At 63.7% G+C, this 23480-nt stretch carries 25 protein-coding genes; 5 read left to right on the forward strand and 20 right to left on the reverse strand.

Features of this window, described 5'->3' with window-relative positions:
* Nucleotides 1-38: 38 nt before the first annotated feature.
* The 5 genes from ACFFNA_RS21280 to rplS form a co-directional block, all read right to left on the reverse strand.
* Complete coding sequence (locus tag ACFFNA_RS21280; protein ID WP_378921341.1) at nucleotides 39-854, reverse strand: amino acid ABC transporter permease; 816 nt, start codon at nucleotides 852-854, stop codon at nucleotides 39-41.
* A 251-nt stretch (nucleotides 855-1105) separates the two neighbouring features.
* Nucleotides 1106-1903 (reverse strand): transporter substrate-binding domain-containing protein, encoded by a 798-nt coding sequence (locus tag ACFFNA_RS21285; RefSeq protein ID WP_111544153.1) that lies wholly within the window; start codon nucleotides 1901-1903, stop codon nucleotides 1106-1108.
* Nucleotides 1904-2077: 174 nt separating this feature from the next.
* Nucleotides 2078-2563, reverse strand: a complete 486-nt coding sequence (locus tag ACFFNA_RS21290; protein ID WP_111544152.1) for a MarR family winged helix-turn-helix transcriptional regulator — start codon at nucleotides 2561-2563, stop codon at nucleotides 2078-2080.
* On the reverse strand, nucleotides 2560-2994 hold the full coding sequence (locus ACFFNA_RS21295) for an organic hydroperoxide resistance protein (RefSeq protein WP_378921343.1): 435 nt from the start codon (nucleotides 2992-2994) through the stop codon (nucleotides 2560-2562). Before ACFFNA_RS21295 ends, ACFFNA_RS21290 begins: the two co-directional genes overlap by 4 nt.
* 144 nt (nucleotides 2995-3138) lie before the next feature.
* Entirely contained in the window at nucleotides 3139-3678 is a 540-nt protein-coding gene (gene rplS, locus ACFFNA_RS21300) for a 50S ribosomal protein L19 (protein ID WP_111544150.1), read from the reverse strand.
* 327 nt (nucleotides 3679-4005) lie between these two features.
* On the opposite strand from rplS, the gene ACFFNA_RS21305 reads away from it, so the two are divergent.
* Entirely contained in the window at nucleotides 4006-4758 is a 753-nt protein-coding gene (locus tag ACFFNA_RS21305) for a sulfite exporter TauE/SafE family protein (protein WP_378921346.1), read from the forward strand.
* On the opposite strand, the gene trmD is transcribed toward ACFFNA_RS21305, so the two are convergent.
* Complete coding sequence (gene trmD / locus ACFFNA_RS21310) at nucleotides 4740-5438, reverse strand: tRNA (guanosine(37)-N1)-methyltransferase TrmD (protein WP_378921348.1); 699 nt, start codon at nucleotides 5436-5438, stop codon at nucleotides 4740-4742. The two genes, ACFFNA_RS21305 and trmD, sit on opposite strands and share 19 nt — an antisense overlap.
* Entirely contained in the window at nucleotides 5435-6034 is a 600-nt protein-coding gene (gene rimM, locus ACFFNA_RS21315) for a ribosome maturation factor RimM (protein WP_378921350.1), read from the reverse strand. Before rimM ends, trmD begins: the two co-directional genes overlap by 4 nt.
* Nucleotides 6035-6320: 286 nt before the next feature.
* On the opposite strand from rimM, the gene ACFFNA_RS21320 reads away from it, so the two are divergent.
* Complete coding sequence (locus tag ACFFNA_RS21320) at nucleotides 6321-7259, forward strand: tyrosine recombinase XerC (protein WP_378921352.1); 939 nt, start codon at nucleotides 6321-6323, stop codon at nucleotides 7257-7259.
* 60 nt (nucleotides 7260-7319) lie between these two features.
* Entirely contained in the window at nucleotides 7320-8387 is a 1068-nt protein-coding gene (locus ACFFNA_RS21325) for a TraB/GumN family protein (RefSeq protein WP_378921354.1), read from the forward strand.
* A gap of 222 nt (nucleotides 8388-8609) precedes the next feature.
* Here ACFFNA_RS21325 and ACFFNA_RS21330 read toward each other — a convergent pair whose 3' ends face one another.
* From ACFFNA_RS21330 to mdh, 12 genes are all read right to left on the reverse strand, one after another.
* Entirely contained in the window at nucleotides 8610-8939 is a 330-nt protein-coding gene (locus tag ACFFNA_RS21330; protein WP_378921356.1) for a hypothetical protein, read from the reverse strand.
* Between the two features lie 155 nt (nucleotides 8940-9094).
* Nucleotides 9095-10501 (reverse strand): dihydrolipoyl dehydrogenase, encoded by a 1407-nt coding sequence (gene lpdA, locus ACFFNA_RS21335; protein WP_378921358.1) that lies wholly within the window; start codon nucleotides 10499-10501, stop codon nucleotides 9095-9097.
* Between the two features lie 24 nt (nucleotides 10502-10525).
* Nucleotides 10526-11281, reverse strand: coding sequence for an SDR family oxidoreductase (locus ACFFNA_RS21340; RefSeq protein WP_378921360.1), 756 nt, complete (start codon nucleotides 11279-11281; stop codon nucleotides 10526-10528).
* Nucleotides 11278-11778, reverse strand: coding sequence for a hypothetical protein (locus ACFFNA_RS21345; RefSeq protein WP_245445844.1), 501 nt, complete (start codon nucleotides 11776-11778; stop codon nucleotides 11278-11280). The genes ACFFNA_RS21340 and ACFFNA_RS21345 overlap by 4 nt, the downstream gene beginning before the upstream one ends.
* A 76-nt stretch (nucleotides 11779-11854) precedes the next feature.
* Entirely contained in the window at nucleotides 11855-12634 is a 780-nt protein-coding gene (locus ACFFNA_RS21350) for a hypothetical protein (protein ID WP_378921361.1), read from the reverse strand.
* 64 nt (nucleotides 12635-12698) lie between these two features.
* On the reverse strand, nucleotides 12699-13976 hold the full coding sequence (gene odhB / locus ACFFNA_RS21355; RefSeq protein WP_378921363.1) for a 2-oxoglutarate dehydrogenase complex dihydrolipoyllysine-residue succinyltransferase: 1278 nt from the start codon (nucleotides 13974-13976) through the stop codon (nucleotides 12699-12701).
* A 47-nt stretch (nucleotides 13977-14023) separates the two neighbouring features.
* Nucleotides 14024-17011, reverse strand: coding sequence for a 2-oxoglutarate dehydrogenase E1 component (locus ACFFNA_RS21360; RefSeq protein WP_111544140.1), 2988 nt, complete (start codon nucleotides 17009-17011; stop codon nucleotides 14024-14026).
* Nucleotides 17012-17159: 148 nt separating this feature from the next.
* On the reverse strand, nucleotides 17160-18062 hold the full coding sequence (sucD, locus tag ACFFNA_RS21365; RefSeq protein WP_378921365.1) for a succinate--CoA ligase subunit alpha: 903 nt from the start codon (nucleotides 18060-18062) through the stop codon (nucleotides 17160-17162).
* 14 nt (nucleotides 18063-18076) lie between these two features.
* A complete protein-coding gene (locus ACFFNA_RS21370) occupies nucleotides 18077-18574 on the reverse strand; it encodes a DUF1579 family protein (RefSeq protein WP_378921367.1) in 498 nt (165 codons plus the stop codon).
* A 2-nt stretch (nucleotides 18575-18576) separates the two neighbouring features.
* Complete coding sequence (locus ACFFNA_RS21375) at nucleotides 18577-18948, reverse strand: cupin domain-containing protein (RefSeq protein ID WP_378921369.1); 372 nt, start codon at nucleotides 18946-18948, stop codon at nucleotides 18577-18579.
* A 4-nt stretch (nucleotides 18949-18952) separates the two neighbouring features.
* Nucleotides 18953-20146, reverse strand: a complete 1194-nt coding sequence (gene sucC / locus ACFFNA_RS21380) for an ADP-forming succinate--CoA ligase subunit beta (RefSeq protein ID WP_378921371.1) — start codon at nucleotides 20144-20146, stop codon at nucleotides 18953-18955.
* Nucleotides 20147-20177: 31 nt separating this feature from the next.
* Nucleotides 20178-21146 (reverse strand): malate dehydrogenase, encoded by a 969-nt coding sequence (mdh, locus tag ACFFNA_RS21385; protein WP_111544135.1) that lies wholly within the window; start codon nucleotides 21144-21146, stop codon nucleotides 20178-20180.
* A 236-nt stretch (nucleotides 21147-21382) separates the two neighbouring features.
* Between mdh and ACFFNA_RS21390 the strand changes: the two genes are divergently transcribed.
* Both ACFFNA_RS21390 and ACFFNA_RS21395 read left to right on the forward strand, forming a co-directional pair.
* Nucleotides 21383-21748, forward strand: a complete 366-nt coding sequence (locus ACFFNA_RS21390) for a GNAT family N-acetyltransferase (RefSeq protein ID WP_378921373.1) — start codon at nucleotides 21383-21385, stop codon at nucleotides 21746-21748.
* Between the two features lie 101 nt (nucleotides 21749-21849).
* Complete coding sequence (locus ACFFNA_RS21395; protein WP_111544169.1) at nucleotides 21850-22188, forward strand: hypothetical protein; 339 nt, start codon at nucleotides 21850-21852, stop codon at nucleotides 22186-22188.
* A 5-nt stretch (nucleotides 22189-22193) separates the two neighbouring features.
* Here the strand turns inward: ACFFNA_RS21395 and zapE are convergent, their stop codons facing one another.
* The gene (gene zapE, locus ACFFNA_RS21400; protein WP_378921375.1) at nucleotides 22194-23417 is read right to left on the reverse strand and encodes a cell division protein ZapE; all 1224 of its coding nucleotides are present in this window, start codon (nucleotides 23415-23417) and stop codon (nucleotides 22194-22196) included.
* Nucleotides 23418-23480: the final 63 nt, after the last annotated feature.

A 23480-nucleotide genomic window follows, 5' to 3' on the forward strand; every position in this document is an offset into this window, starting at 1 on the left:
ATGCATAAAAGCAAGATACCGCTGTCTTGGTCCAAAAACTATTCCTCGTGCTGGCGGCGCAACCGCCGTTCCAGCGCCCGCAAAGCCAGCGACAGGCCGACGGTCAGGATGAGATAGACATAGGCGACGATCGAATAGGTCTCGAAGAAGCGGAACGAGCCGGCGGCGTAGACCTTGCCCATCTGCGTGATGTCGGCGACGCCGAGCACCGAGACCAGCGAGGAATCCTTGACCAGAGCGACGAAATCATTGCCGAGCGGCGGCAGGATGGTGCGGATCGCCTGCGGAAACACGATCAGCCGGAAACGTTGCGCCCGCGTCAGGCCCAGCGCCTTCGCCGCCTCGATCTGGCCTTTCTCGACGGCCTGGATGCCGGCGCGAAAAACCTCCGATATGAAGGCCGAGTAGCCGATGGTCAGTGCCATGATGGCGCGCCACAAGAGCGACACGTCGCGCACCAGCAATTCGCCCAGCAGGCCGGCATTCTGCAGCGGCGCGGTCAGCGCGTTCCAGCCCGCGACAAAGGCCGGCGCGCCAACGAAGGCGATCCAGAACAACAGCACCAGGATCGGCACGCCGCGGATGATCTCGACATAGAAGCGGGCGACCTGGCGTAGCCAGCGCGAGCCCGACAGCCCCATCAGCGAAATGCCCAGTCCGATGGCGGACGCCAGCACGAAGGCAACCACGGTGACGAAGACGGTGATGCCGATGCCCTTGGCGACGGTGGCAAAAACCTGGGCGTAGAGGTTGCTGGTCGCGACGAAGACGGCCACCGCAACCGCGATGGCCACGGCCACGACGAGCCACCAAGGGAAGTCGGATTTTGAGGTGGAGGATGAGGGCGCTGTCATCAGGCGATGCTTGCCAAGCAAACGTCGCGACGCGCCAGGCCACCCCCCTCTGTCCTGTCGGACATCTCCCCCTCCAGGGGGGAGATTGGCAGCTTCAACCTCGTCGCCCATTTTTTGGCGTTGGAAATTAGCGAAAGCCAATGCGACATCCGATCTCCCCCCTTGAGGGGGAGATGTCCGGCAGGACAGAGGAGGGTGTTCAAGCGCAGGGTCAGCGCGCTAGCATCACCCCACGCGCGCACCAAGACGAACTACTGCCCCATCTTGTAATCAAGGAACCATTTCTTGTTGAGCGTGTCGAAGGTCCCGTCCGCTTTCAGCACCGCGATTGCTGCGTTGACCGGCTTCACCAGATCGGAACCCTTCGGGAAGATAAACCCGAAATCCTCGGTGCCGAGCGGCCCGCCGATCAGCTTCAGCTTGCCCTCGGAAGCGTCGACATAGCCCTTGCCCGCGGTGCCGTCTGTCAACACGACATCGACGTCGCCGGACTTCAGCGCCTGCACCGTGGCGCCAAAAGTCTCGAACAGTTTGATGCGCGGGTTCTGCTCATTGCCGTCGAGCACGCTGTAGACGGCGGTGTAGAAGGGCGTCGTGCCGGCCTGGGCGCCGATCAGTCCGTCCTTGAAGGCGCCGAAGGTTTTGGCGTCGGTGAAGCGGCTTTCGTCGCCGCGCACCAGCATGAACTGTTCCGAGCGCATATAGGGGTCGGAGAAATCGACCTTCTGCTTGCGGTCGTCCTTGATGGTGATGCCGGTCATGCCGATGTTGTACTGGTTGTCGGAAACCGCCTGGATCATCGCGTCCCAGGAGGTGTTCTGGTACTCGACGGTGAAGTTCAGCCGCTTGGCGATCTCGTTCATCGCGTCATATTCCCAGCCGATCTGTTTTCCCGTCTTGGCATCGATGAACTGCAGCGGCGGATAGGCGTTTTCGGTCACCACCACCACCTTCTTGCCGCCGAGATCGGGCAGCGCCTGCGCGAATGCGGCGACGGGCGCCAGGATGAGGGCAAGCAGGCCGGCCAGCAGCAGTTTCGATTTGGTCATGACACACTCCCGGAAATTGAATGGCCCGGACAGGGGCCGGGCTTGCAGGAAATCCGGCGCCGACTTTAGCTTTCCGCAAGCGCCATGCAAGACGGTCCACTGCGTCAGCTGACGCGAAAACGGATTCCAGTGCCTTCAATCCGGGAATTCCAGGACGATCCTTGCGGTCTCCCGTCAATCGGCGCCCGCTTCCCGCAAACCGTCGATCAGCCGGGTCAGGGAGTGATGCAGGGATTTCAGCTCGTCGCCATCGAGCACCGAATGGCAACGCATCGCGGCCGATACCGCCTTGGCGCCCTCGCGCAGTGCTTGGCCCTGATGCGTCGGTTCGACCAGCACCCGGCGTTCGTCGGCGGCATCGCGCCGGCGTGTGACCAGGCCGTTGGCTTCGAGGCGCTTGAGCAGCGGCGTCAACGTTGCCGAATCGAGCCCCAAGGCATCACCGAGTTCGCCGACGGTGCGCGGTGCATGCTCCCACAGCGCCAGCATGGTCAGATATTGCGGGTAGGTCAGGCCGAGCGGCTCGAGCAGCGGCCGGTAGAGCCGTGTCATCAGCCCGCTCGCCGAATAGAGCGCGAAGCAGAGATGCTGCTCGAGCTTCGGTATCCCGGCGAAATCCGCCGGGACGTCCAGGGGCGAAGGGGTCGTTCTGGTGGTCATGCTGCCTTTGCCGGAAGCGCCATTGCCGAAAGCGCCACCTCGATGTTGCCCTTGATGGCGTTGGAATAGGGGCAAACCTGATGCGCCGCCGATACAAGCGCCTCTGCTGCCGCCTGATCAAGACCTTTCGTCTCGGCCGCGAGCGAAACGCCGAGCAGGAAACCGCCCTGGCCATTGGGATGCAGGCTGACATTGGCCGTCACCGAGGCGTCCTGCAGCGGAAGTTTCTGCTTGCCGGCGATGAAGCGCATGGCGCTTTCGAAGCAAGCGGCATAGCCGGCGGCGAAAAGCTGTTCGGGATTGGTGGCGCCACCCTTGCCGCCCAGTTCCTTCGGCATGGCAAGGTCGAGGCTGAGCAGGCCATCGCCGCTCTGGACATGGCCGGCGCGGCCGCCGACGGCCCGAGCTTGAGTGGAATACAATGCGGTCATCTCGTGTCTCCATTTATATTGTGCACGATTATTTAGTACACGATGTAAATTGAGTCAACCGCGGATTTTCTACCAGGACATGAAACGCCCAAAACGAAAAAAGGCGGCCGAAGCCGCCTTTTAAAACCATGCTTGTCGAAAACCTTATTCGGCGGTCGCGGCTTCCGCGGCCTTGGCTGCCTCGTCGGCGGCCTTCTTCTCGGCGGCGTCCTGGGCGGCCTTCTCGACGGCCAGAGCCTCGGCGGCTGCCACCTTCTCGGCCTCGATGCGGGCCTTTTCGGCGTTCAGCGCATCGCGCTCCTCATCGTTCAGCTTGCGGGCGCGCACGCCGGTGTTTTCCGAGATACGGGCCGACTTGCCGCGACGATCGCGCAGATAGTAGAGCTTGGCGCGACGCACCTTGCCGCGGCGAACGATCTCGACGCCTTCGACCATCGGCGAGTAGACCGGGAACACGCGCTCGACGCCTTCGCCGTAGGAGATCTTGCGGACGGTGAAATTTTCCTGGAAGCCGGAGCCGGCGCGGGCGATGACGACGCCCTCATAGGCCTGGACGCGGGTGCGGGTGCCTTCGGTCACGCGGACCTGGACGCGCACGGTGTCACCGGGCTGGAATTCGGGAAGCTTGCGCTTGGCTTCGATCTTGGCGGCCTGTTCGGCCTCGAGCTGACGGAGAATATCCATCTCAAAAATCCACTTCTTGTTCTTCCGACAGTCAGAGCGTCCGACACTCGCCTTGCAGTTCCACTGACCGCTCGGCTATGCCCTTTGTCCCAGGACACAGGGTGTCCAAGACATCGGGCAGGGGCGACTACACCGTCATTGTTGACGGGTCCGGTAGATTGTTCTTCCGGTTCGGCGGGCACATACAGCTATTTCGACGCTTTGTCACGCCCGATCCCGAGTCTTTTTTGGTCGCATGGCACCATCATAACCTTCCGGTGCCGGGTTGCGTCCGTCTTACAAGCTTCCTAAGCCGGGCGCAGCACAGTTTTCTGCGGCGGCATTTCCATGTCTATCTTCGACGCCATCCTGCTTTTCCTCGCGGGCTTTCTGTCAGGCACCGCCAATGCGGTCGCCGGTGGCGGCACATTCATCACCTTCGGCGCCATGACATTGGTCGGCCTGCCGCCGATCGTCGCCAACGCCACCTCCTCGGTGACGCAATTTCCAGGCTATATCACCTCGACGCTGGCCTACTCAGCCGACATCCGGCATTTCTGGCGCGGCGCGCTGCTGCTCTGCCTGATCTCGGCGGTCGGCGCGCTGGTCGGCGCGCTGATCCTGCTGGCGCTCGACAATCCGTCGTTTCGCGTTCTGGTGCCGTGGCTGCTGTTAGGCGCAACCGCATTGTTCGCCGCCGGGCCGTGGTTGAAGCCGGCGCCAAAACCGGGGCATGAAGCGGCCGTTGGGTCGCTGGCCGGTTCCCTGGCACAGTTTCTCACCGCCATCTATGGCGGCTTCTTCGGCGCCGGCATGGGCGTCATGATGCTGGCGACGCTCGGCCTGACGCAGGCCGGCGACTACCATCGGCTGAACGCGCTGAAGAACATGCTGGCCATAGTCGTCGCCGCGGTCGCGATCGTCGTCTTCGTCTCGGGCGGCGTCGTCGCCTGGCCGCAAGCCATCATCATGATCCCGGGCGGCGCACTCGGCGGCTATGCCGGCGTCTGGATCGCCAAGCGCGTGCCGCAGAATTTGGTGCGCGGCTTCGTCGTCGCGGTCGGCCTGTTTCTCACCTTCTACTACTTCAGCAAGGGCTGAGTGCCGGGCAGGTCCGGCCGCCGCTCCTTCGTCAGCGCCTCGGACGCCGCCCGCCGCCATGCGGCGATCTTCTTGTGGTTGCCTGATATCAGCACCTCGGGAATCTCGCGCCCCTCGAATTCCTGTGGCCGGGTGTAGTGCGGGTGTTCGAGCAGGCCGTTCTCGAAACTCTCTTCCTCGCCCGACACCGCATTGCCCATCACCCCGGGCAACAGCCGCACCACCGCGTCGAGCAGCACGAGCGCCGCCGGCTCACCGCCAGAGAGAATGAAATCGCCGATCGAAACCTCTTCCAGGCTGCGCGCCTCGATCAGCCGCTGGTCGACGCCCTCGAAGCGGCCGCAGACGATGACCGCGCCCGGCCCGGCCGCCAGTTCGCGCACGCGGGCCTGCGTTAGCGGTTTGCCGCGCGGGCTCATCAGCAGGCGCGGCCGCGCGTCGCCCTCTGGCGAAGCATGGTCGACGGCCTTGGCCAAAACGTCGGCGCGCATCACCATGCCGGCGCCGCCGCCGGCCGGCGTGTCGTCGACGGTGCGGTGGCGGTCGGTGGCGAAGTCGCGGATCTGGATCGCTTCCAGCGACCATGTGCCGGCCTCCAGCGCCCGGCCGGCCAGCGACAAGCCAAGCGCGCCGGGAAACATCTCGGGATAGAGCGTCAGCACCGAGGCCTTGAACGTCACCGGTTGCCCCCGGCATCGCTCGGTCCACGCGGCCTGCCCTTCGGGTCGAAGTCTTCTTCGCGAGGGCCATCGCCATCCTCGTCCTCGACAAGCCCGGCTGCCGCCGGGTCGACGCGGACAAAACCCTCGGCGATCGACACTTGCGGTACGGCGGCCTGCGTGAACGGGATCAGCACGCCCTTGCGCCCGCCCAATGTCACATCGAGAATGTCGCCGCCGCCGAAATTGTGCACGGCGACAACCTTGCCGATGGCAGCGCCGGTGTCGTCGCGGACCTCCAGCCCGACCAAGTCGGCATGGTAGAATTCGTCCTCTTCGCCGTCGTCGGGCAGCACCGACCGGTCGACGAACAGCTCGGTGCCGGCGAGCGCCTCGGCGGCGTTGCGGTCGGCAACACCCTTGAAGCGGACCACGACGACGGTGTTGGCGGGTCTGATGTCGATGATCTGGAAGGCGCGGCCGTCCCTGGCATAGAGCGGCCCATAATCGGCCAGCGCCAGCGGCTCACCGGTGAAGGTCTTCACCCGCAATTCGCCCTTGATGCCGTGGGCGGCGCCGATCACGGCCATCTGGACGGGGTTCTGGGGCTTGCTCATGGCGCGACATCCTTTGGCTTTGCTCTAACGCTCCCCGATTGTCATTTCAATGACGTGCTCTTCACCGCTTCCTAACCCGGCTGCCGGAAAATGGTTGCCAATGCATGTCGCCCAAAAGTGGCTCCCGGTTTTGGGATGACGACATGCATAAAGACAAATGCATGTCGCCCAAAAGTGGCTCCCGGTTTTGGGATGACGACATGCATAAAGACAAATGCATGTCGCCCAAAAGTGGCTCCGGTTTTGGGGACAACGACATGCATGAAACAAAGATTGGAAGCACGCCATGCAGGAATTCCTCATCCCGGCAAAACCCGACCTCCAGGCGGCGCGTGAAAGCTGGCTGAAGATGCTGGCGCGCGAACGCCGGCTGTCGCCGCAAACCGTCGAAGCCTATGAGCGCGACACGCGCCAGTTCCTGCATTTCCTTACCGGCCATTGTGGCGGCTCGCCCGGCATCTCGGACATCGCCAATCTGCGCCCGGCCGATCTGCGCGGTTTCCTCGCCGCCCGCCGCAACGCCGGCGCCGGCGCCCGCACGCTTGGCCGCGGGCTGGCAGGTATCCGCTCGCTGTTGCGGTTCCTCGAACGGCGCGGCCTCGTCAATGCGGCGGGTGCTGCCGCGCTGCGCGCGCCGCGCCAGCCCAAATCGCTGCCCAAGCCGCTGACCGCAAGCGATGCAAAGCATATCGTTTCCGTCGAAGGCCAACTGGCGGAAGAGCCATGGATCGCAGCCCGCAACGCCGCCGTGCTGACACTGCTCTACGGCTCCGGCCTGCGCATTTCCGAGGCGCTCGGCCTCGCCGGCGCCGATCTGGCATTGGCGACCGACACCGTGCTGCGCGTCACCGGCAAGGGCGGCAAGACCCGGCTGGTGCCGGTGCTGCCGGTGGCGCTGCGGGCGATCGCCGAATACCGCCGGCTGTGCCCCTATCACCTCGACCCGAAGGGCCTTTTGTTTCGCGGCGCGCGCGGCGGCCCGCTCAACCCGGCCATCGTCCAGCGCGACATGGCCAAACTGCGCTCGGCGCTCAACCTGCCCGATACAGCGACGCCGCACGCGCTGCGCCATTCCTTCGCCACGCATCTGCTCGGCCGCGGCGGCGATTTGCGCACCATCCAGGAGCTGCTTGGCCACGCCAGCCTGTCGACGACGCAGATCTACACCGGCGTCGACACCGCCAGGCTGCTCGAAATCTACGAATCAGCCCATCCAAGGGCATGAAGCTTCAATTTTGCAGTGCCGGTTAACCGTTTTGCCGCTTTTCGGTCTTAGGAAAGGGCCATGAAACGCGTCATCGCCATCGCCGACCGTGCAGCTTCCGTATCGCTGAAGCTGCTTATCGCACTCAATGTCCTGTTTTTCCTGTCGTTCCTCGCCGTCTTGCTGTTCGCGGGCGGCAGGGCGCATGCCGAGATCCCGACCTGCACCGGCGCCGACATGCTGTCTGCCTTGCAGAAGAGCGATCTGGCGGCCTACCAGAAGATCGAAGCGGAAGCCGTGGCCACGCCCAACGGCAAGGGCCTGCTGTGGAAGCTGGAAAAGCCGGGCGAAAAACCGTCCTTCCTGTTCGGCACCATGCACATGACCGACCCGCGCGTCACCGCGCTGCCGCCGGCTGCACAGAAGGCCTATGACGCCGCCGCCACCATCGTCATCGAAACCACCGACGTGCTCGACAAGCAGCAGATGATGGCGGCTATGCTCAAGGAGCCGGACCTGATGATGTTCACCGACTCTACGACGCTGTCGTCATTGCTGTCGCCCGACGATGCGGCGGCCATGAATGCCGCCCTCGACGCGCGCGGCATCCCGCCGGCAACCGTTGCCAAGATGAAGCCGTGGATGCTCTCGGCCATGATGGCGCTTCCGGCTTGCGAACTGGCCCGCCAGTCCGGCGGCGCCCCGGTGCTCGACGTCAAGCTGGCGGAAGGTGCCAAGGCCGCCGGCAAGCCGGTGGAAGGCTTGGAAACGGCTGCCAGCCAGCTGCGCGCCATGGCCTCGTTGCCGCTCGCCTTTCACATGAAGGGTCTGGTCGACACGCTGAAGCTGGGCGACAAGGTCAACGACATCAACGAAACCATGATTGTTCTCTACCAGCGCGGCGACACCGGCATGTTCTGGCCGCTGTTCCGCGCCGCCATGCCCGATCAGCAGGACGACCCCGCGGGTTATGCGGCGTTCGAGGAAACCATGATCACCAGCCGCAACAAGGTGATGGTCGAGCACGCCGAGCCGATCCTGGCCAGGGGCAATGCGTTCATGGCGGTCGGCGCCCTCCACCTTCCCGGTCCCGAGGGCCTGGTCGAGGATTTCCGCAAAGCCGGCTATACTGTCACCGCTGTCAACTGAGTCGCATAGTCCGGGCGTCGTGTTTTCGGCGTTTTCCTCGACTAGCGTGAAACCTGTTCAACGATTGCGCGTTGAGTCGTGTTGATTGATATTTTTCATCCACGGAGGACACTTTTATGGCGAACACACCGAATCCAAACGACCCGTTCAATTCGTCCACCAACGCCCCACGCCCAAGCGGCGGTGGCGGCGGTAGCACCTGGCTGATTGCGCTGGTCGTCGTTATTCTGGCGGTTGTCGCGTATTATGTTTTCGGAAGAAGCGGCGGTGAGCATCCGGCAACTGCCGAGCCGCCTGCGGCCAGCACGCCGGCGCCTGCGCCGGCTCCTGCGGAACCGATGAAGCCAGCCGAACCAGCTCCGGCTGCACCCGCTCCGGCGGCGCCTGCCCCTGCAGAACCTGCCCCGGCGCCTGCGCCGGCTCCAGCGCCAGCACCGGCTCCTGCCGCACCGGCCAACTGATCGGCCAACGGGTCGGCTTGATATCAAATACGAACGGCCCGCTGAAAAGCGGGCCGTTTTGCTTTGGGTGGTGTCGCCACACGTTCGTCATCCTCGGGCTTGACCCGAGGATCCATGCCGCGAGGTCAGCCGAAGAACGCAGCCGAACAGAAATATCTGCACCGCTGCAGCGCTCTGATGTCGCGGCATGGATCCCAGGGTCTCCGCGACGGAGCTGCGCTCCTGCTCCGCCCTGGGATGACGACGTTAGATGTGGATCGGCTTGAAGAAGGTCGCCAGCGCCGCCTCCTTGACCGCTTCCGACATCGTTGGATGCGCATGGCAGGTGCGAGCGAGATCTTCCGAGGAACCGCCGAATTCCATCAGCACCGCCGCCTCGTGGATCATCTCGCCGGCGCCGAAGCCGACGATATGAACGCCGAGCACGCGGTCGCTGGCCTTGTCGGCGAGAATCTTGACGAAGCCGTCAGTGTGCAGCATGGCGCGCGCCCGGCCATTGGCGCTGAACGGGAATTTTCCCGCCTTGTACTCCATGCCGGCCTTCTTCAGCTCTTCCTCGGTCTTGCCGACCGAGGCAATTTCCGGACTGGTGTAGACGACGCTCGGAATGACGTCATAGTTCACGTGGCCAGCCTGGCCGGCAATGGTTTCCGCCACCGCCACGCCCTCGTCCTCGGCCTTGTGCGCCAGCATCGGCCCGGCGATGACATCGCCGATGGCGTAGATGCCGGGGACGTTGGTCCGCAGATGCCCGTCGGTCTTGACCTGGCCGCGCTCGTCGACCTCAACGCCGGCCTCCTTCAGCCCGAGGCTGTCGGCATAGGCGCGGCGCCCGGTGGCGATCAGCACCGCGTCCGCCTCGATGGTCTCGGCGGTGCCGCCCTTGACCGGCTCGAAGGTGACGGTCGCGCCCTTCTTGGCCTTGGCGACGCCGGTGACCTTGGCGCCGAGCTTGAACTCGAAACCCTGTTTCGACAGCAGCCGCTGGAACTGCTTGGAGACCTCGCCGTCCATGCCGCCCAGGATGGTGTCGAGGAATTCGACGACGGTGACCTTGGCGCCAAGCCGCGCCCAGACAGAGCCGAGCTCGAGGCCGATGACACCGCCGCCGACCACCACCAGATGACCAGGCACTTTGTCCAGCGACAGCGCGCCGGTCGACGACACGATCACCTTCTCGTCGATATCGACCTTGACGCCCGGAATGCCGGCGACATCCGAACCGGTGGCGATGACGATGTTCTTGGTCTCGATCTCCTCGACCTTGCCATCCTCGCCGGTGACCGAGACCTTGCCGGCCGCAACCACCTTGCCAGTGCCGCGAAAGCTATCGATCTTGTTCTTCTTGAACAGGAAGGCGACGCCATTGACGTTCGACGCCACCGTCGCGTCCTTGTGCGCCATCATCTTCTTCAGGTTCAATTTCGGCGCTGATATCTCGACGCCGAGCGTGTCGAAGGAATGGCCGGCCTCGGCGAACATCTCGGAGGCGTGGAGCAGCGCCTTGGACGGAATGCAGCCGATGTTGAGGCAGGTGCCGCCGAAGGTCGCGTTCTTTTCGACCACCGCCGTCTTCAGCCCGAGTTGCGCCGCTTTGATGGCGCAGACATAGCCGCCCGGTCCCGATCCGATGATAACGACGTCATAAGCCATGATACTGTCCTTCCTAACTGGGGCTCAGCGGCCGCCGCTTACATTCAGGATGGCGCCCGTCGTATAGGACGCCGCGTCGGATAGAAGATAGAGAACCGCACCCGCGACTTCATCCGCTGTGCCGGCTCTTTTCATCGGAAGGGTGTCCTGGATCAGTGTCACCCGGTCCGGCTGTCCGCCGGAAGCATGAATCTCCGTGTCGATGATGCCCGGCCGAACCGCGTTGACGCGGATGCCTTCCAACGCCACCTCGCGGGCAAGCCCGATGGTAAAGGTGTCGATGGCGCCCTTGGACGCTGCATAGTCGACATAGTTGTCCGCGGCGCCAAGCACCGCCGCCGCCGATGAGATGTTGACGATCGATCCGCCCGAGCCACCGTGGCGGGTCGACATGCGCTTGACCGCCTCGCGGGCGCACAGGAACGAACCGACGACATTGATGCGCATCATGCGCTCCAGCCGCGAAACGTCCATCTCGTCGACGCGCGCCTTGACGTCGACGATACCGGCATTGTTGACGAAGGCATCGAGCCGGCCATAGGCGCGGTCGACGGCGCCGAACATGGCAACGATATCGGCCTCGCTGCCGACATCGCCCTTGACCGCAAAAGCCTCGCCGCCGGCGGCCTGGATCTCGGCGACCAGCGCCTCGGCGGCGTCCTGATTCGCAGCGTAGTTGACCGCGACGCGATAGCCGGCCTTCGAGCCGAGCCGGCAGATCGCGGCGCCGATGCCGCGACTGCCACCGGTGACCAGCAGTACCTTTTGCGACCGGCTCATTCCTGGCATCCCTTCAAGGCAAACACATCCCACGGCACTTTCGAAAACCCGCTGCCGCCATAGGCTGAGGATTGGCGCAGCGACTGACCAAGATCAGGCAGGATCAGCGTCTTCGGCGCTTCGACGCCTTCTGCCGGCAGCAGCCCGATGCTGCCCTTGTCATCCGACGTGTAGATGACACCGTGCCAGGACGTGCAGGCGGCAAGCTCCTCGCCGGTGACGTCGCCCTCCGGGCATTTGTACATCAGCACGCCGTTCGGCCGCGACACACCCTCGTTCCACATGACGATGCCGTTCAGCACCACATTGTTGTCGAGGATCATCCGGAAGCTGTTGGTCACCGTCGCCGAGGTGCCGGTCGGGGTAAAGTCGATCTCGCTGCCGCTTTGGGCCTCGCCATAGACGGCAAGCTCGATCGGGCAGCCGGCTACGGCAGCCAGAGGCCACCCGAGGCCGACCGCGAAGGAAACCAGCGAACCGCCGACACGTATCGTCATCGCGTTCGGGGCGCCAATGCCTGGGCGACATCGCCACCCCGCCGGCACTCCGACGCAGCCGTGCTCAGGGCCATGCCTACTGGTCTCCCGTCTCTGACGTCGAACGGGCGGGCAGGCGTTTGTCCACCTCTACGCTGATGCCGGCATAGCTCATCGTTGCAAGCCTTTCGTACCAGCTCTTGTCCTCCTTGCAGCTCCGTCTCAGCGAGGCCAGCGTCGCCGCATCCGGTTTGTGCCAGAGGTGGTTGGCGTCGGCTGCGTTCAGCTCCGCGCTCACTTCGTCGCGCGGCAGGCCGGCTGCGACCAGCTTCTGCCCCACTTCGATCAGCATGCCATTCCAGTCATGGATCAAGGTGGGCAACAATCCGAACCCGACAGCGCCGACGCAATCGAACAGCTTTGTCTGCGCCGGCAGATCACCTTCGATCGTTGCCTTGATCTCTTTCCACTGGGCATCGGAAACCGGCGTTTCGATCGCCCGGAGTCCCGTGCCTTTCAGCATTCCCTTGATGAGTTGAACCCACCCCTCATCCTCCGACCCTGCAAGTTCGTCGATTTTACTGCCGTCATTGCAGTCGATTTTCGCAGGGATCGGCGGGTGATCGAGCCGCGCCTTGACACTCCTGACGAAGTCGGCGGGAAAGCCGTCGGCCCAGAGCGACGCAACGAGGATCGCTGCCGCTTCCTCCCAGGCCTTGTCGTCGCGAGCAGGTGAGGACGGCGGCGCGCAGACTGCCGCAATGGAGCGGGCCGTCACGAGCGAATCGGCATAGAAATCCAGTACAGGGAGGTCCTGCGATGGCGGTACCTCGTCCGCCTGGGCCTGAGGACTGAAGGCGGTAAACCCTGCGGCCAACGCAGCCGAGGAAAGCGCCTGCAGAAAGTACCTCATAGAACTCCCCTCTCGCTCAGACCGGCGGTCAGAGATCGAGCACCAGCCGTTCCGGATCCTCCAGGCTTTCCTTGACGCGCACCAGGAAGGTCACCGCTTCCTTGCCGTCGACGATGCGGTGATCGTAGCTGAGCGCCAGATACATCATCGGCCGGATGACGATCTGGCCGCCGACCACCACAGGCCGGTCCTGGATCTTGTGCATGCCCAGAATGCCCGACTGCGGCGCGTTGAGAATCGGCGTCGACATCAGCGACCCGTAAACGCCGCCATTGGAGATGGTGAAGGTACCGCCTTGCATATCCGCAACCGACAGCTTGCCATCGCGCGCGGCGATGCCCAGGCGGCCGATTTCCTTTTCGATCTCGGCGATCGACATCTGGTCGGCATCGCGCACGACCGGCACGACGAGGCCCTTTTCGGTGCCGACGGCGACGCCGATATGGGCGTAGTTCTTGAAGATGATGTCGGTGGCGTCGATCTCGGCGTTGACCGAGGGGATTTCCTTCAGTGCGTGGGTGACGGCCTTGGTGAAGAAGCCCATAAAGCCGAGCTTCACGCCATGCTTCTTCTCGAACACGTCCTTGTACTTGGCCCTGAGCGCCATCACCGCGCTCATGTCGACCTCGTTGAAGGTGGTCAGCATGGCGGCGGTCGACTGCGCTTCCTTGAGGCGGCGCGCGATGGTCTGGCGCAGCTTGGTCATGCGCACGCGCTCCTCGCGCGACGCATCGTCGCCCGAGGACGGCGCACGCACCGCAACCGGCGCCGGCGCTGCCTTGGGTGTCTCGGCCGGCTGCGAAGGCGCGCCCTTGGAGATCGCGTCGAGCACGTCGCCCTTCAGCACCTGGCCGCGCTTGCCCGAACCGGAGAGCTGGTCGACCGCCAGATTGTGCTCGGCGATCAGTTTTGCCGCGGCCGGGGCCGGCGGCATGCTGCGCGGCTCGACCGCGCCGGCGTCGCCGGCGATCTTGGCGGTTTCGGCCGCCGCCTGCTTGCCGGTCGATGCCGCATCCGGCGACGAGGCCTGCGACACCGCCTGTGGCTTGGTCGCCGGAGCGGCAGCCCCGCCCGCCGAAATCGAACCCAGCAGCGCGCCAACGCCGACCGTTTCACCTTCCTTGACGGTGATCTCGCCCAGCGTGCCGGCGACGGCGGCAGGCACCTCCACCGTCACCTTGTCGGTCTCGAGCTCGAGCAGCGGCTCATCGGCGACGATGGTGTCGCCGACCTTCTTGAACCATTTGCCGACGGTCGCTTCGGTGACGGATTCGCCGAGAGTGGGAACGCGGATTTCGGTAGCCATTGTGCCTGTCCGTTTCTTTCGGTTCTGTTTATTCGTCCGGATCTGTTCTATTCACCGAGCGCGTCTTCGAGCAAGGCGGCGAGCTGGGCAAGGTGCTTCGACATCAGTCCGGTCGCCGGCGAGGCGGCCGCCGGACGGCCGGTGTAGCGCACCCGCTGATGCTTGGCGTCGATATGCGCCAGCACCCATTCCAGATACGGGTCGATGAACGACCAGGCGCCCATGTTCTTGGGCTCCTCCTGGCACCACACCATCTCGGCATTGCGGAAACGCGACAGTTCCGTGATCAGCGCCTTGGCCGGGAACGGATAGAGCTGTTCGACGCGCAGCAGATAGATGTCGTTGATGCCGCGCTTCTCGCGCTCCTCGTAGAGGTCGTAATAGACCTTGCCCGAGCACAGCACGACGCGGCGGATCTTCGAATCCTTGGTGAGCTTGATCGCCTGGTTGGGCAAGAGCTGGGCATCGTCCCACAAAAGCCGGTGGAACGAGCTTTCGCCGGAAATTTCCGGCAGCGTCGACACCGCCCGCTTGTGGCGCAGCAGCGACTTCGGCGTCATCAGGATCAGCGGCTTGCGGAAGTCGCGCTTCAGCTGCCGGCGCAGGATGTGGAAGTAGTTAGCCGGCGTCGTGCAGTTCGCCACTTGCATGTTGTCTTCGGCGCAAAGCTGCAGGAAGCGCTCGAGGCGGGCCGAGGAATGCTCTGGACCCTGGCCTTCATAGCCATGCGGCAGCAGGCAGACGAGGCCCGACATTCTGAGCCACTTGCGTTCGCCCGACGAGATGAACTGGTCGAACACCACCTGGGCGCCGTTGGCGAAGTCGCCAAACTGCGCTTCCCACAGAGTCAGCGCCTTCGGTTCGGCCAGGCTGTAGCCATATTCGAAACCCAGCACCGCCTCTTCCGACAGCATCGAGTTGATGACTTCGTAGCCGGCCTGTGCGGCCGACAGATTGTTGAGCGGGATATAGCGGGTCTCGTCGCGCTGGTCGTAAAGCACGGAATGGCGCTGCGAAAAGGTGCCGCGTTCGGAATCCTGGCCCGACAGGCGGATCGGATTGCCGTCGAGCAGGATGGCGCCGAAAGCCAGCGCCTCGGCCGTCGACCAGTCGATGCCTTCGCCGGATTCGATCGCCTGGCGACGGTTCTCGAGGAAGCGGATGATCGTCTTGTGCGCCTCGAAATCCTTCGGCACCTCGGTCAGCTTCTTGCCGATTTCCTTCAGCGTCTTGACCGGCACGGCGGTCTTGCCGCGCCGCTGTTCGTCCTGGTTGTCGGCCGTGCGCAGGCCCGACCAGGCGCCGTCGAGCCAGTCGGCCTTGTTGGGCTTGTAGTGCTGGCCGACTTCCCACTCGGATTCCAGATGCGCCCGCCAGTCGGCCTTCAGCTGGTCGAGCTCGGCCTGCGTGATGTGGCCCTCGGCGATCAGCCGGTCGCCATAGATCTGCACCGTCGTCTTGTGGATGCGGATGTTGCGATACATGATCGGCTGGGTGAAGGCCGGCTCGTCGCCCTCATTGTGGCCGAAGCGGCGGTAGCAGAACATGTCGACCACAACAGGCTTGTGGAACTTCATGCGGAATTCGATCGCCACCTTGGTGGCATGGACCACGGCTTCCGGGTCGTCGCCATTGACGTGGAAGATCGGCGCTTCGATCATCTTGGCCACGTCGGACGGATAGGGCGACGAGCGCGAGAAGCGCGGGTTGGTGGTGAAGCCGATCTGGTTGTTGATGATGAAATGCAGCGTGCCGGCGACGCGGTGGCCGCGCAGGCCGGACAGGCCGAGGATTTCGGCGATCACGCCCTGGCCGGCGAAGGCGGCATCGCCGTGCAGCAGCAGCGGCAGCACCTTGGCGCGCTCTTCCAGCGGCACGATTTCCTCGCGGCTGCGGCCGAACAGATAATCCTGCTTGGCGCGCGCCTTGCCCATCACCACCGGATCGACGATTTCCAGATGCGAGGGGTTGGCGGTCAGCGACAGATGCACCTTGTTGCCGTCGAACTCGCGGTCCGACGAGGCGCCGAGATGGTACTTGACGTCGCCCGAGCCCTCGACCTCGTCGGGTGCTGCCGAGCCACCCTTGAACTCGTGGAAGATGGCGCGGTGCGGCTTGGCCATCACCTGGGAAAGCACGTTCAGCCGGCCGCGATGCGCCATGCCGAGCACGATTTCCTTCATGCCGAGCTGGCCCCCGCGCTTGACGATCTGCTCCAGCGCCGGGATCAGCGATTCACTGCCGTCGAGGCCGAAGCGCTTGGTGCCCTTGTACTTGACGTCGATGAACTGCTCGAAGCCTTCGGCCTCGACCAGCTTCTGCAGGATCGCCTTCTTGCCGGTGGCGGTGAAGGAGATCTCCTTGTCGGCGCCCTCGATGCGCGCCTGGATCCAGGCCTTTTCCTCAGGGTCGGAAATATGCATGAACTCGACGCCGAGCGTCGAGCAATAGGTGCGCGTCAGGATCTCCAGCATCTGCCGGATGGTGCCGAATTCGAGCCCGAGCACATTGTCGAGGAAGATCGGCCGGTCGTAGTCGGCGGCGGTGAAGCCGTAATTCTCCGGCGACAATTCGTTGTAGTCCTCGAGCGGCTTGGCGATGCCGAGCGGGTCGAGATTGGCGTGCAGATGGCCGCGCATGCGGTAGGCGCGGATCATCATGATGGCGCGCACCGAATCGCGCGTCGCCTGGTGCACGTCGGCGTCGGAAAGGACGATACCGTTGACGACGGCCTTGTCCTTGACCTTCTTTTCCAGATGCTTCTCGACGATGCCCCAGTTGCCGTCGAGCGCCGACACCAGTTCGCCATTGGCCTGCAGCGGCCAGGAGGGCTTTGCCCAGGAGGCGCCCTTGGCGTTCTTGCGCACATCGCCCGCGTCGTCCTTCAGCCCGGCGAAGAACTCCTGCCATTCTGGATTGACCGAGGCCGGATCGTCCTCATAGGCGGCGTAAAGCGCGTCGATATAGTCGGCGTTGCCGCCATAGAGGAAAGAGGTGAGCGAAAATTGGTCGTTGGCCTGATCTTGTCTTGCCATTTTTGTCTGCGGAGCCTGGCTCCGTCTCCTGTTTTTGGAGGGGAGTAGGGCAGTAGGGGAGTAAGGCAGTAGGGAAAGCAGGCGGTTGCCGCGCTCGTCCCGTTCTTCCTATTCCCCTGCTGCCATACTGCCCTACTCCCTTACTGCCTTAACCCTTGATCGCCTCGACCAGCGTCGTGCCAAGCCGTGCCGGCGAGGGCGAAACCTTGATCCCGGCCGATTCCATCGCCGCGATCTTGTCCTCGGCGCCACCCTTGCCGCCGGAGATGACCGCGCCGGCATGACCCATGGTGCGGCCGGCCGGCGCCGTGCGCCCGGCGATGAAGCCGGCCATCGGCTTCTTGCGGCCACGCTTGGCTTCGTCCTTGAGGAACTGCGCGGCGTCTTCCTCGGCCGAACCGCCGATCTCGCCGATCATGATGATCGACTTGGTCTCGTCATCGGCGAGGAACATCTCGAGCATGTCGATGAATTCGGTGCCCTTGACGGGGTCGCCGCCAATGCCGACGGCTGTGGTCTGGCCGAGGCCGACATTGGTGGTCTGGAACACGGCCTCATAGGTAAGCGTTCCCGAGCGCGAAACAACACCGACCGAGCCCTTGCGGAAGATGTTTCCGGGCATGATGCCGATCTTGCATTCATTGGGGGTGAGCACGCCCGGGCAGTTCGGGCCGATCAGCCGCGAGGTCGAACGGTCGAGCCTGGCCTTGACCTTGATCATGTCCATCACCGGAATGCCTTCGGTGATGCAGATGATCAGCGGGATCTCGGCCTCGATCGCTTCCAGGATGGCTTCGGCGGCACCCGCCGGCGGCACATAAACGACGGACGCGTTGGCGCCGGTCTTTTCCTTGCCCTCGGCGACGGTGGCGAAGATCGGCAGGCTCTCGCCCTTCGATCCGGTCCAGGTCTCGCCACCCTTCTTGGGGTGGATGCCGCCGACCATCTTGGTGCCGTGATAGGCCAGCGCCTGTTCGGTGTGGAATGTGCCGGTCTTGCCGGTCAGGCCCTGCACCAGCACCTTGGTGTTCTTGTCGACGAGAATGGACATGGTGGCCCTTTTTCTTAGAAGTCGTTGATCGAGGAGGGTGAGACACGGCTGTAGACGCCGCTCACCATGTCTTGCCAGGCATCGCTGCCGGCGGCTTGGAACTGCAGTCTCATGCGGTAACTGTCATTGCTGTCGAAATCGTAGGTCACCCGCGCCGACCCGCGCGGCGACGAGCGCAGCAGCGTCAGCGTATTGCCACCCCACGTACCTGTTGCCGATGCGGCCGGCACAAAGCCCATCGAATCGAACTGATGCATGGTGACGACGCTGTCTTGCTGGTCGAAGCCCAACACATTGTGCGAGGCGAAGGAAACCGTGCCGTCGCGGCTCTGGCGATAGCGCTGCACCACGAACAGCCCGCCGAACTCGGCCTCGGCAAGCACTTCGGCCGTCGCGGCGCCGGCTGCCGTCCATTTCGTCGCCGACACCTCTTCCTCGCCACGCCACGCGCCCACCAGCGCCTGCAGGCGCTGATGATCGGCCGAGAGCGAGAAGGACGGTGCCGCGTTCATGGTCAAAGCCGCTTCAGATCGGCGACGGTGAGGTCGCTCTTGGCATTGCCGGTGTTGAGCGTCGTCGCCGGCTCGAACATCAGCACCACCGGTTCTTTGCTGAGCGAGCGCGGCCGGTGCTCGACGCCGCGCGGCACGACGATGAAGTCGCCCTCGCCGAGCTCGACCGGACCGTCGCGAAAATCGATGGCGATGCGGCCGCGCAGCACGAGGAAAGCTTCATCCTCATTGTCATGCGCGTGCCAGTCGAAGACCTCGCCGAACTTGGCGACTTTCGCCTGGCTGTCGTTGACGTCGCCGGCGATGTGCGGATCGAAGACTTTCTTGATCTTTTGATCCGCCGCCTCGACCAGATTTATCTTGCGCGGAGGCATCAGCTCAGCCCTTCACCGCCGTCACGATCTTCTTGGCCGCGTCGTCAAGATCATCGGCCGACACCACGTTGAGGCCGCTGTCGTTGATGATCTTCTTGCCGAGCTCGGCATTGGTGCCTTCCAGGCGCACCACCAGCGGCACTTCGAGGCCGACTTCCTTGACCGCGGCAATCACGCCCTCGGCGATGATGTCGCACTTCATGATGCCGCCGAAGATGTTGATCAGGATGCCCTTGACCGCCGGATCCTTGGTGATGATCTTGAACGCCGCCGTCACCTTCTCCTTCGACGCGCCACCGCCGACATCGAGGAAGTTGGCCGGCTCGGCGCCATAGAGCTTGATGATGTCCATCGTCGCCATGGCGAGGCCGGCGCCGTTGACCATGCAGCCGATATTGCCGTCGAGCGCGACATAGGCGAGGTCGTATTTCGACGCCTCGATCTCCTTCTCGTCCTCTTCGGTGGTGTCGCGCAGTTCGAGCACGTCGGGGTGGCGGAACAGCGCATTGTTGTCGAACGACACTTTGGCATCGAGCACGCGCAGCCGGCCGTTCTTCATGACGATCAGCGGATTGACCTCGAGCAGGCTCATGTCCTTCTCGACAAAGGCCTTGTAGAGGATCGGGAACAGCGTATCGCCATCCCGGCCCGCGTCGCCGTCGAGCTTCAGCGCGCCATTGAGCGCCTTCAGATCGGCAGATGTGACGCCCTTTTCCGGGTCGATGGCGACGGTGATGATCTTTTCCGGCGTGTCGTGCGCGACCGCCTCGATGTCCATGCCGCCTTCGGTCGAGACGACGAAGGCAACGCGGCCGACCGAGCGATCGACCAGGATCGACAGATAGAGCTCGCGCTCGATGTCGGCGCCGTCCTCGATGTAGAGGCGGTTGACCTGCTTGCCGGCCGGGCCGGTCTGCTTGGTCACCAGCGTATGCCCAAGCATCTCGTTGGCGTTGGCGACCACGTCGGCCACCGACTTCGCCAGCCGCACGCCACCCTTGGCGTCAAGGCCGAGCTCCTTGAATTTGCCCTTGCCGCGGCCGCCGGCATGGATCTGGCTCTTCACCACATAGAGCGGGCCGGGCAGCGCCTTGGCGGCGGCTTCCGCCTCGCTCGCCTTGAACACCGGCACACCTTCGGCCACCGGCGCGCCAAAGCTCTTCAACAGCGCCTTGCCCTGATATTCATGGATGTTCATCTTCGATGTCTCCGGGTCGACTGCTGGGGGGTCACTTCGAGGCGAGATGCGGCGCGATCTTGACGCAGGCCTCGGTCAGGCCCTGCACCGTCGCCACCGAAGCGTCGAACATCTTCTGCTCGCTCTTGTTGAGGTCGATCTCGATGATGCGCTCGACGCCGCCGGCGCCGATCACCACGGGAACGCCGACATAGGTGTTCTTGACGCCATACTGGCCGGAGAGGTACGCCGCACAGGGCAGCACACGCTTCTTGTCCTTAAGATAGGCTTCCGCCATCGAGATCGCCGAGGCGGCCGGCGCGTAATAGGCCGAGCCGGTCTTGAGCAGGCCGACGATCTCGGCACCGCCATCGCGGGTGCGCTGGACGATCTGGTCGAGCTTTTCCTTCGAGGTCCAGCCCATCTTGATCAGGTCGGGCAGCGGGATGCCGGAAACCGTCGAATAGCGGATCATCGGCACCATGGAATCGCCGTGGCCGCCGAGCACGAAGGCAGTGACGTCCTCGACCGAGACCTTGAACTCCTCGGCCAGGAAATAGCGGAAGCGCGAACTGTCGAGCACGCCGGCCATGCCGACGACATGGCTGTTGGGCAGGCCGGAGAACTTCTGCAGCGCCCAGACCATGGCGTCGAGCGGGTTGGTGATGCAGATGACGAAGGCCTTCGGTGCATATTTTTTCAGGCCGGCGCCGACCTGTTCCATGACCTTGAGATTGATGCCGAGCAGGTCGTCGCGGCTCATGCCCGGCTTGCGCGGCACGCCGGCGGTGACGATGCAGACATCGGCGCCCTCGATGCCGGCATAGTCGTTGACGCCGGTGAGGCGGCTGTCGAACCCATCGACCGGCGACGACTGCGCGATATCGAGCCCCTTGCCCTGCGGGATACCCTCGGCGATATCGAACAGCACCACGTCGCCGAGGTCCTTCAGACCGATCATGTGGGCGAGCGTGCCGCCGATCATGCCAGAGCCGATAAGCGCTATCTTGTTGCGTGCCATGTCAGGATATTTTCCCTTTGTCAGTGACGACGCCCAAATCCTTGGCGACTTGGTTGGCGGCGTCGAGGAAGAGGCCGGAATGCTGCGAGGAAACCGCGGATTTTCGCCGCACCCAATAGCCTTGGTGCAAGATAAATTCAAACGATTATTTCGGAGCCAGCATTTTCAATCGGTTAGATAGATCGGGATTTACGTAAACGTCAAAGTTTGTAAGCCGACTTGGGAGAATTTACACAATGAAGATGGAAATCAGAAGGCTGTTCCCCGGCGATGACGCCCTTGTGATGCAAGTCGCCGAGGACGTCTTCGACGAGCCGGTCAGGCCGGATCGGCTGGCAGCCTATCTCCGAGAACCCGGCCATTTCATGATCGTCGCTCTGGCGGACAGTCTGGTCATCGGACAATGCGCCGCCGTCATCCACCGCCACCCCGACAAGGTCAGCGAACTCTATATAGACGAGGTCGGTGTATCCCCTGCCTTCCAGCGCCAGGGCATCGCACGAGACATGCTCGACGCCATGTTCGCGATTGGTCGCGAGCATGGCTGTGAGGAGGCCTGGGTCGGCACCGAGCCAGACAATCTCGCCGCCCGCGCTCTATGACTCGCGCAATTCGGTGGCCGAGCCGTTCGTGATGTACGTTTACAGGCTCTAGACCATTGCAGGTGGATTCGCTTTGCGGCCACGACAACAAGGAGTTAGCCATGACCGAAACAGAACCGCTCATTCTGCGCCGCTGGTCGTCCGTCATCCGCACACAGGATCGCGCTGCCTATGCCGCCTATGTCGAGAGGACAGGGGGCCTTGATTACGCGGCTACGACAGGCAATCGCGGCTTCCAGATGCTTATGCGCGATCGTGGCGATGGGTCGACGGAGGTCGTCACGTTGAGCTGGTGGTCATCGATGGACGCCGTGCGAAGCTTTGCCGGCGATGCACCGGAACTGGCCCGCTACTATCCGGAAGACGATCGCTACCTCCTGGAGAAATCCGAATTCGTCGATCACTACACAGTTGTTGCCGGAACTTTGCCACCCGCTTGAAAGGCTCAGGCCGTAGCGACAGGAGACTCGCCGTGCCGGCCTTCCGGCTTCTTTGTCTGATCCTTAACCTGCTGCCGTTCCGCCCAGTCTTCCAGCCAGTCGCGGCTTTGCATCTCGATCAGGCGTGATGCCGTGCGCTCGAACTCGAAGACCTCGACGCCGCGTTTGGCCACATAGAGCTGCGGCGGCGGCGCCTCGGCGCTGACCACCAGCCGCACATGATGATCGTAGAGCGTGTCGATCAACAGGATGAAGCGCTTGGCCTCGTTGCGCTTGCCTTCGCCGAGCACCGGGACATGGTCGATAAAGACGGTCGAGAAGCGGCCGGCAATCGCCAGGAAATCGCGGGCGCCATGCGGCTTTTCGCAGAGATCAGCAAAGGAAAACCGCGCCGCATCGCCGGCAGCAGCCGGCACGATCACCTGCCGTCCCTTGAGGGTCAGCGAGGTCTCCGCCGTCGGCGCACCGCGCGTCATGGTTTGCCAGGCCTCGTCGAGCATCTGGTCGGCCGCCGCATCGGCCGGCGTGACATAGACCGGAGTGCGGGCGAGCTTTTCCAGCCGGTAGTCCTTGTCGGCGTCGAGCGACAGCACCTGCGTGTGCCGCTCCAAAATGCCGATGAACGGCAGGAAAAGCTGCCGGTTCAGCCCATCGCCATAGAGATTTTCCGGCGCCAAATTCGAGGTGGCGACCAGCACCACGCCACTGGCAAACAGCGCCGAAAACAGCCGCGACAGGATCATCGCGTCGGCAATGTCGGTGACCGAGAACTCGTCGAAGCAGAGCACCCAGGCCTGCTCCGCAAGCGCCTTGGCCACCGGCGGGATCGGATCGTCTTCCTTGACCGAGCCGTTCTTGCGCGCCTGCCGGTGCTTCTGGATGCGGTCCTGCACATCGGCCATGAAGTCGTTGAAGTGGACGCGGCGCTTGCGCCGCACCGGCAGCAATTCGAAGAGCATGTCCATCAGCATGGTCTTGCCGCGGCCGACGCCGCCATGGATGTAGAGGCCTTTGACGGCCTCATGCGTCTCGCGCTTGCGGGCAAACAGCCATCCAAGCGCGCTGGACTTCTGCGCCAGCCGCTTCGCCGAGATCTCGTCGGTCAGCCGGTCGAGCGCGGCGGCGATCCGTTCCTGCGCCGGATCGCGTTCGATCGCGCCGGTTTCCACCAGATGGTCGTAGCGCTGCCTGACGGTCGCATGGGTCTGGAGGCCGTCACGCAGATGCATCGATCACGTCGTTCTAGAGCAATTCCAGGAAAAGTGTGTAGCGGTTTTCCGTCCGGAATTGCG

It is taken from the genome of Mesorhizobium kowhaii (genome assembly GCF_042431665.1).
GTDB classification, from domain to species: Bacteria; Pseudomonadota; Alphaproteobacteria; order Rhizobiales; family Rhizobiaceae; genus Mesorhizobium; species Mesorhizobium kowhaii.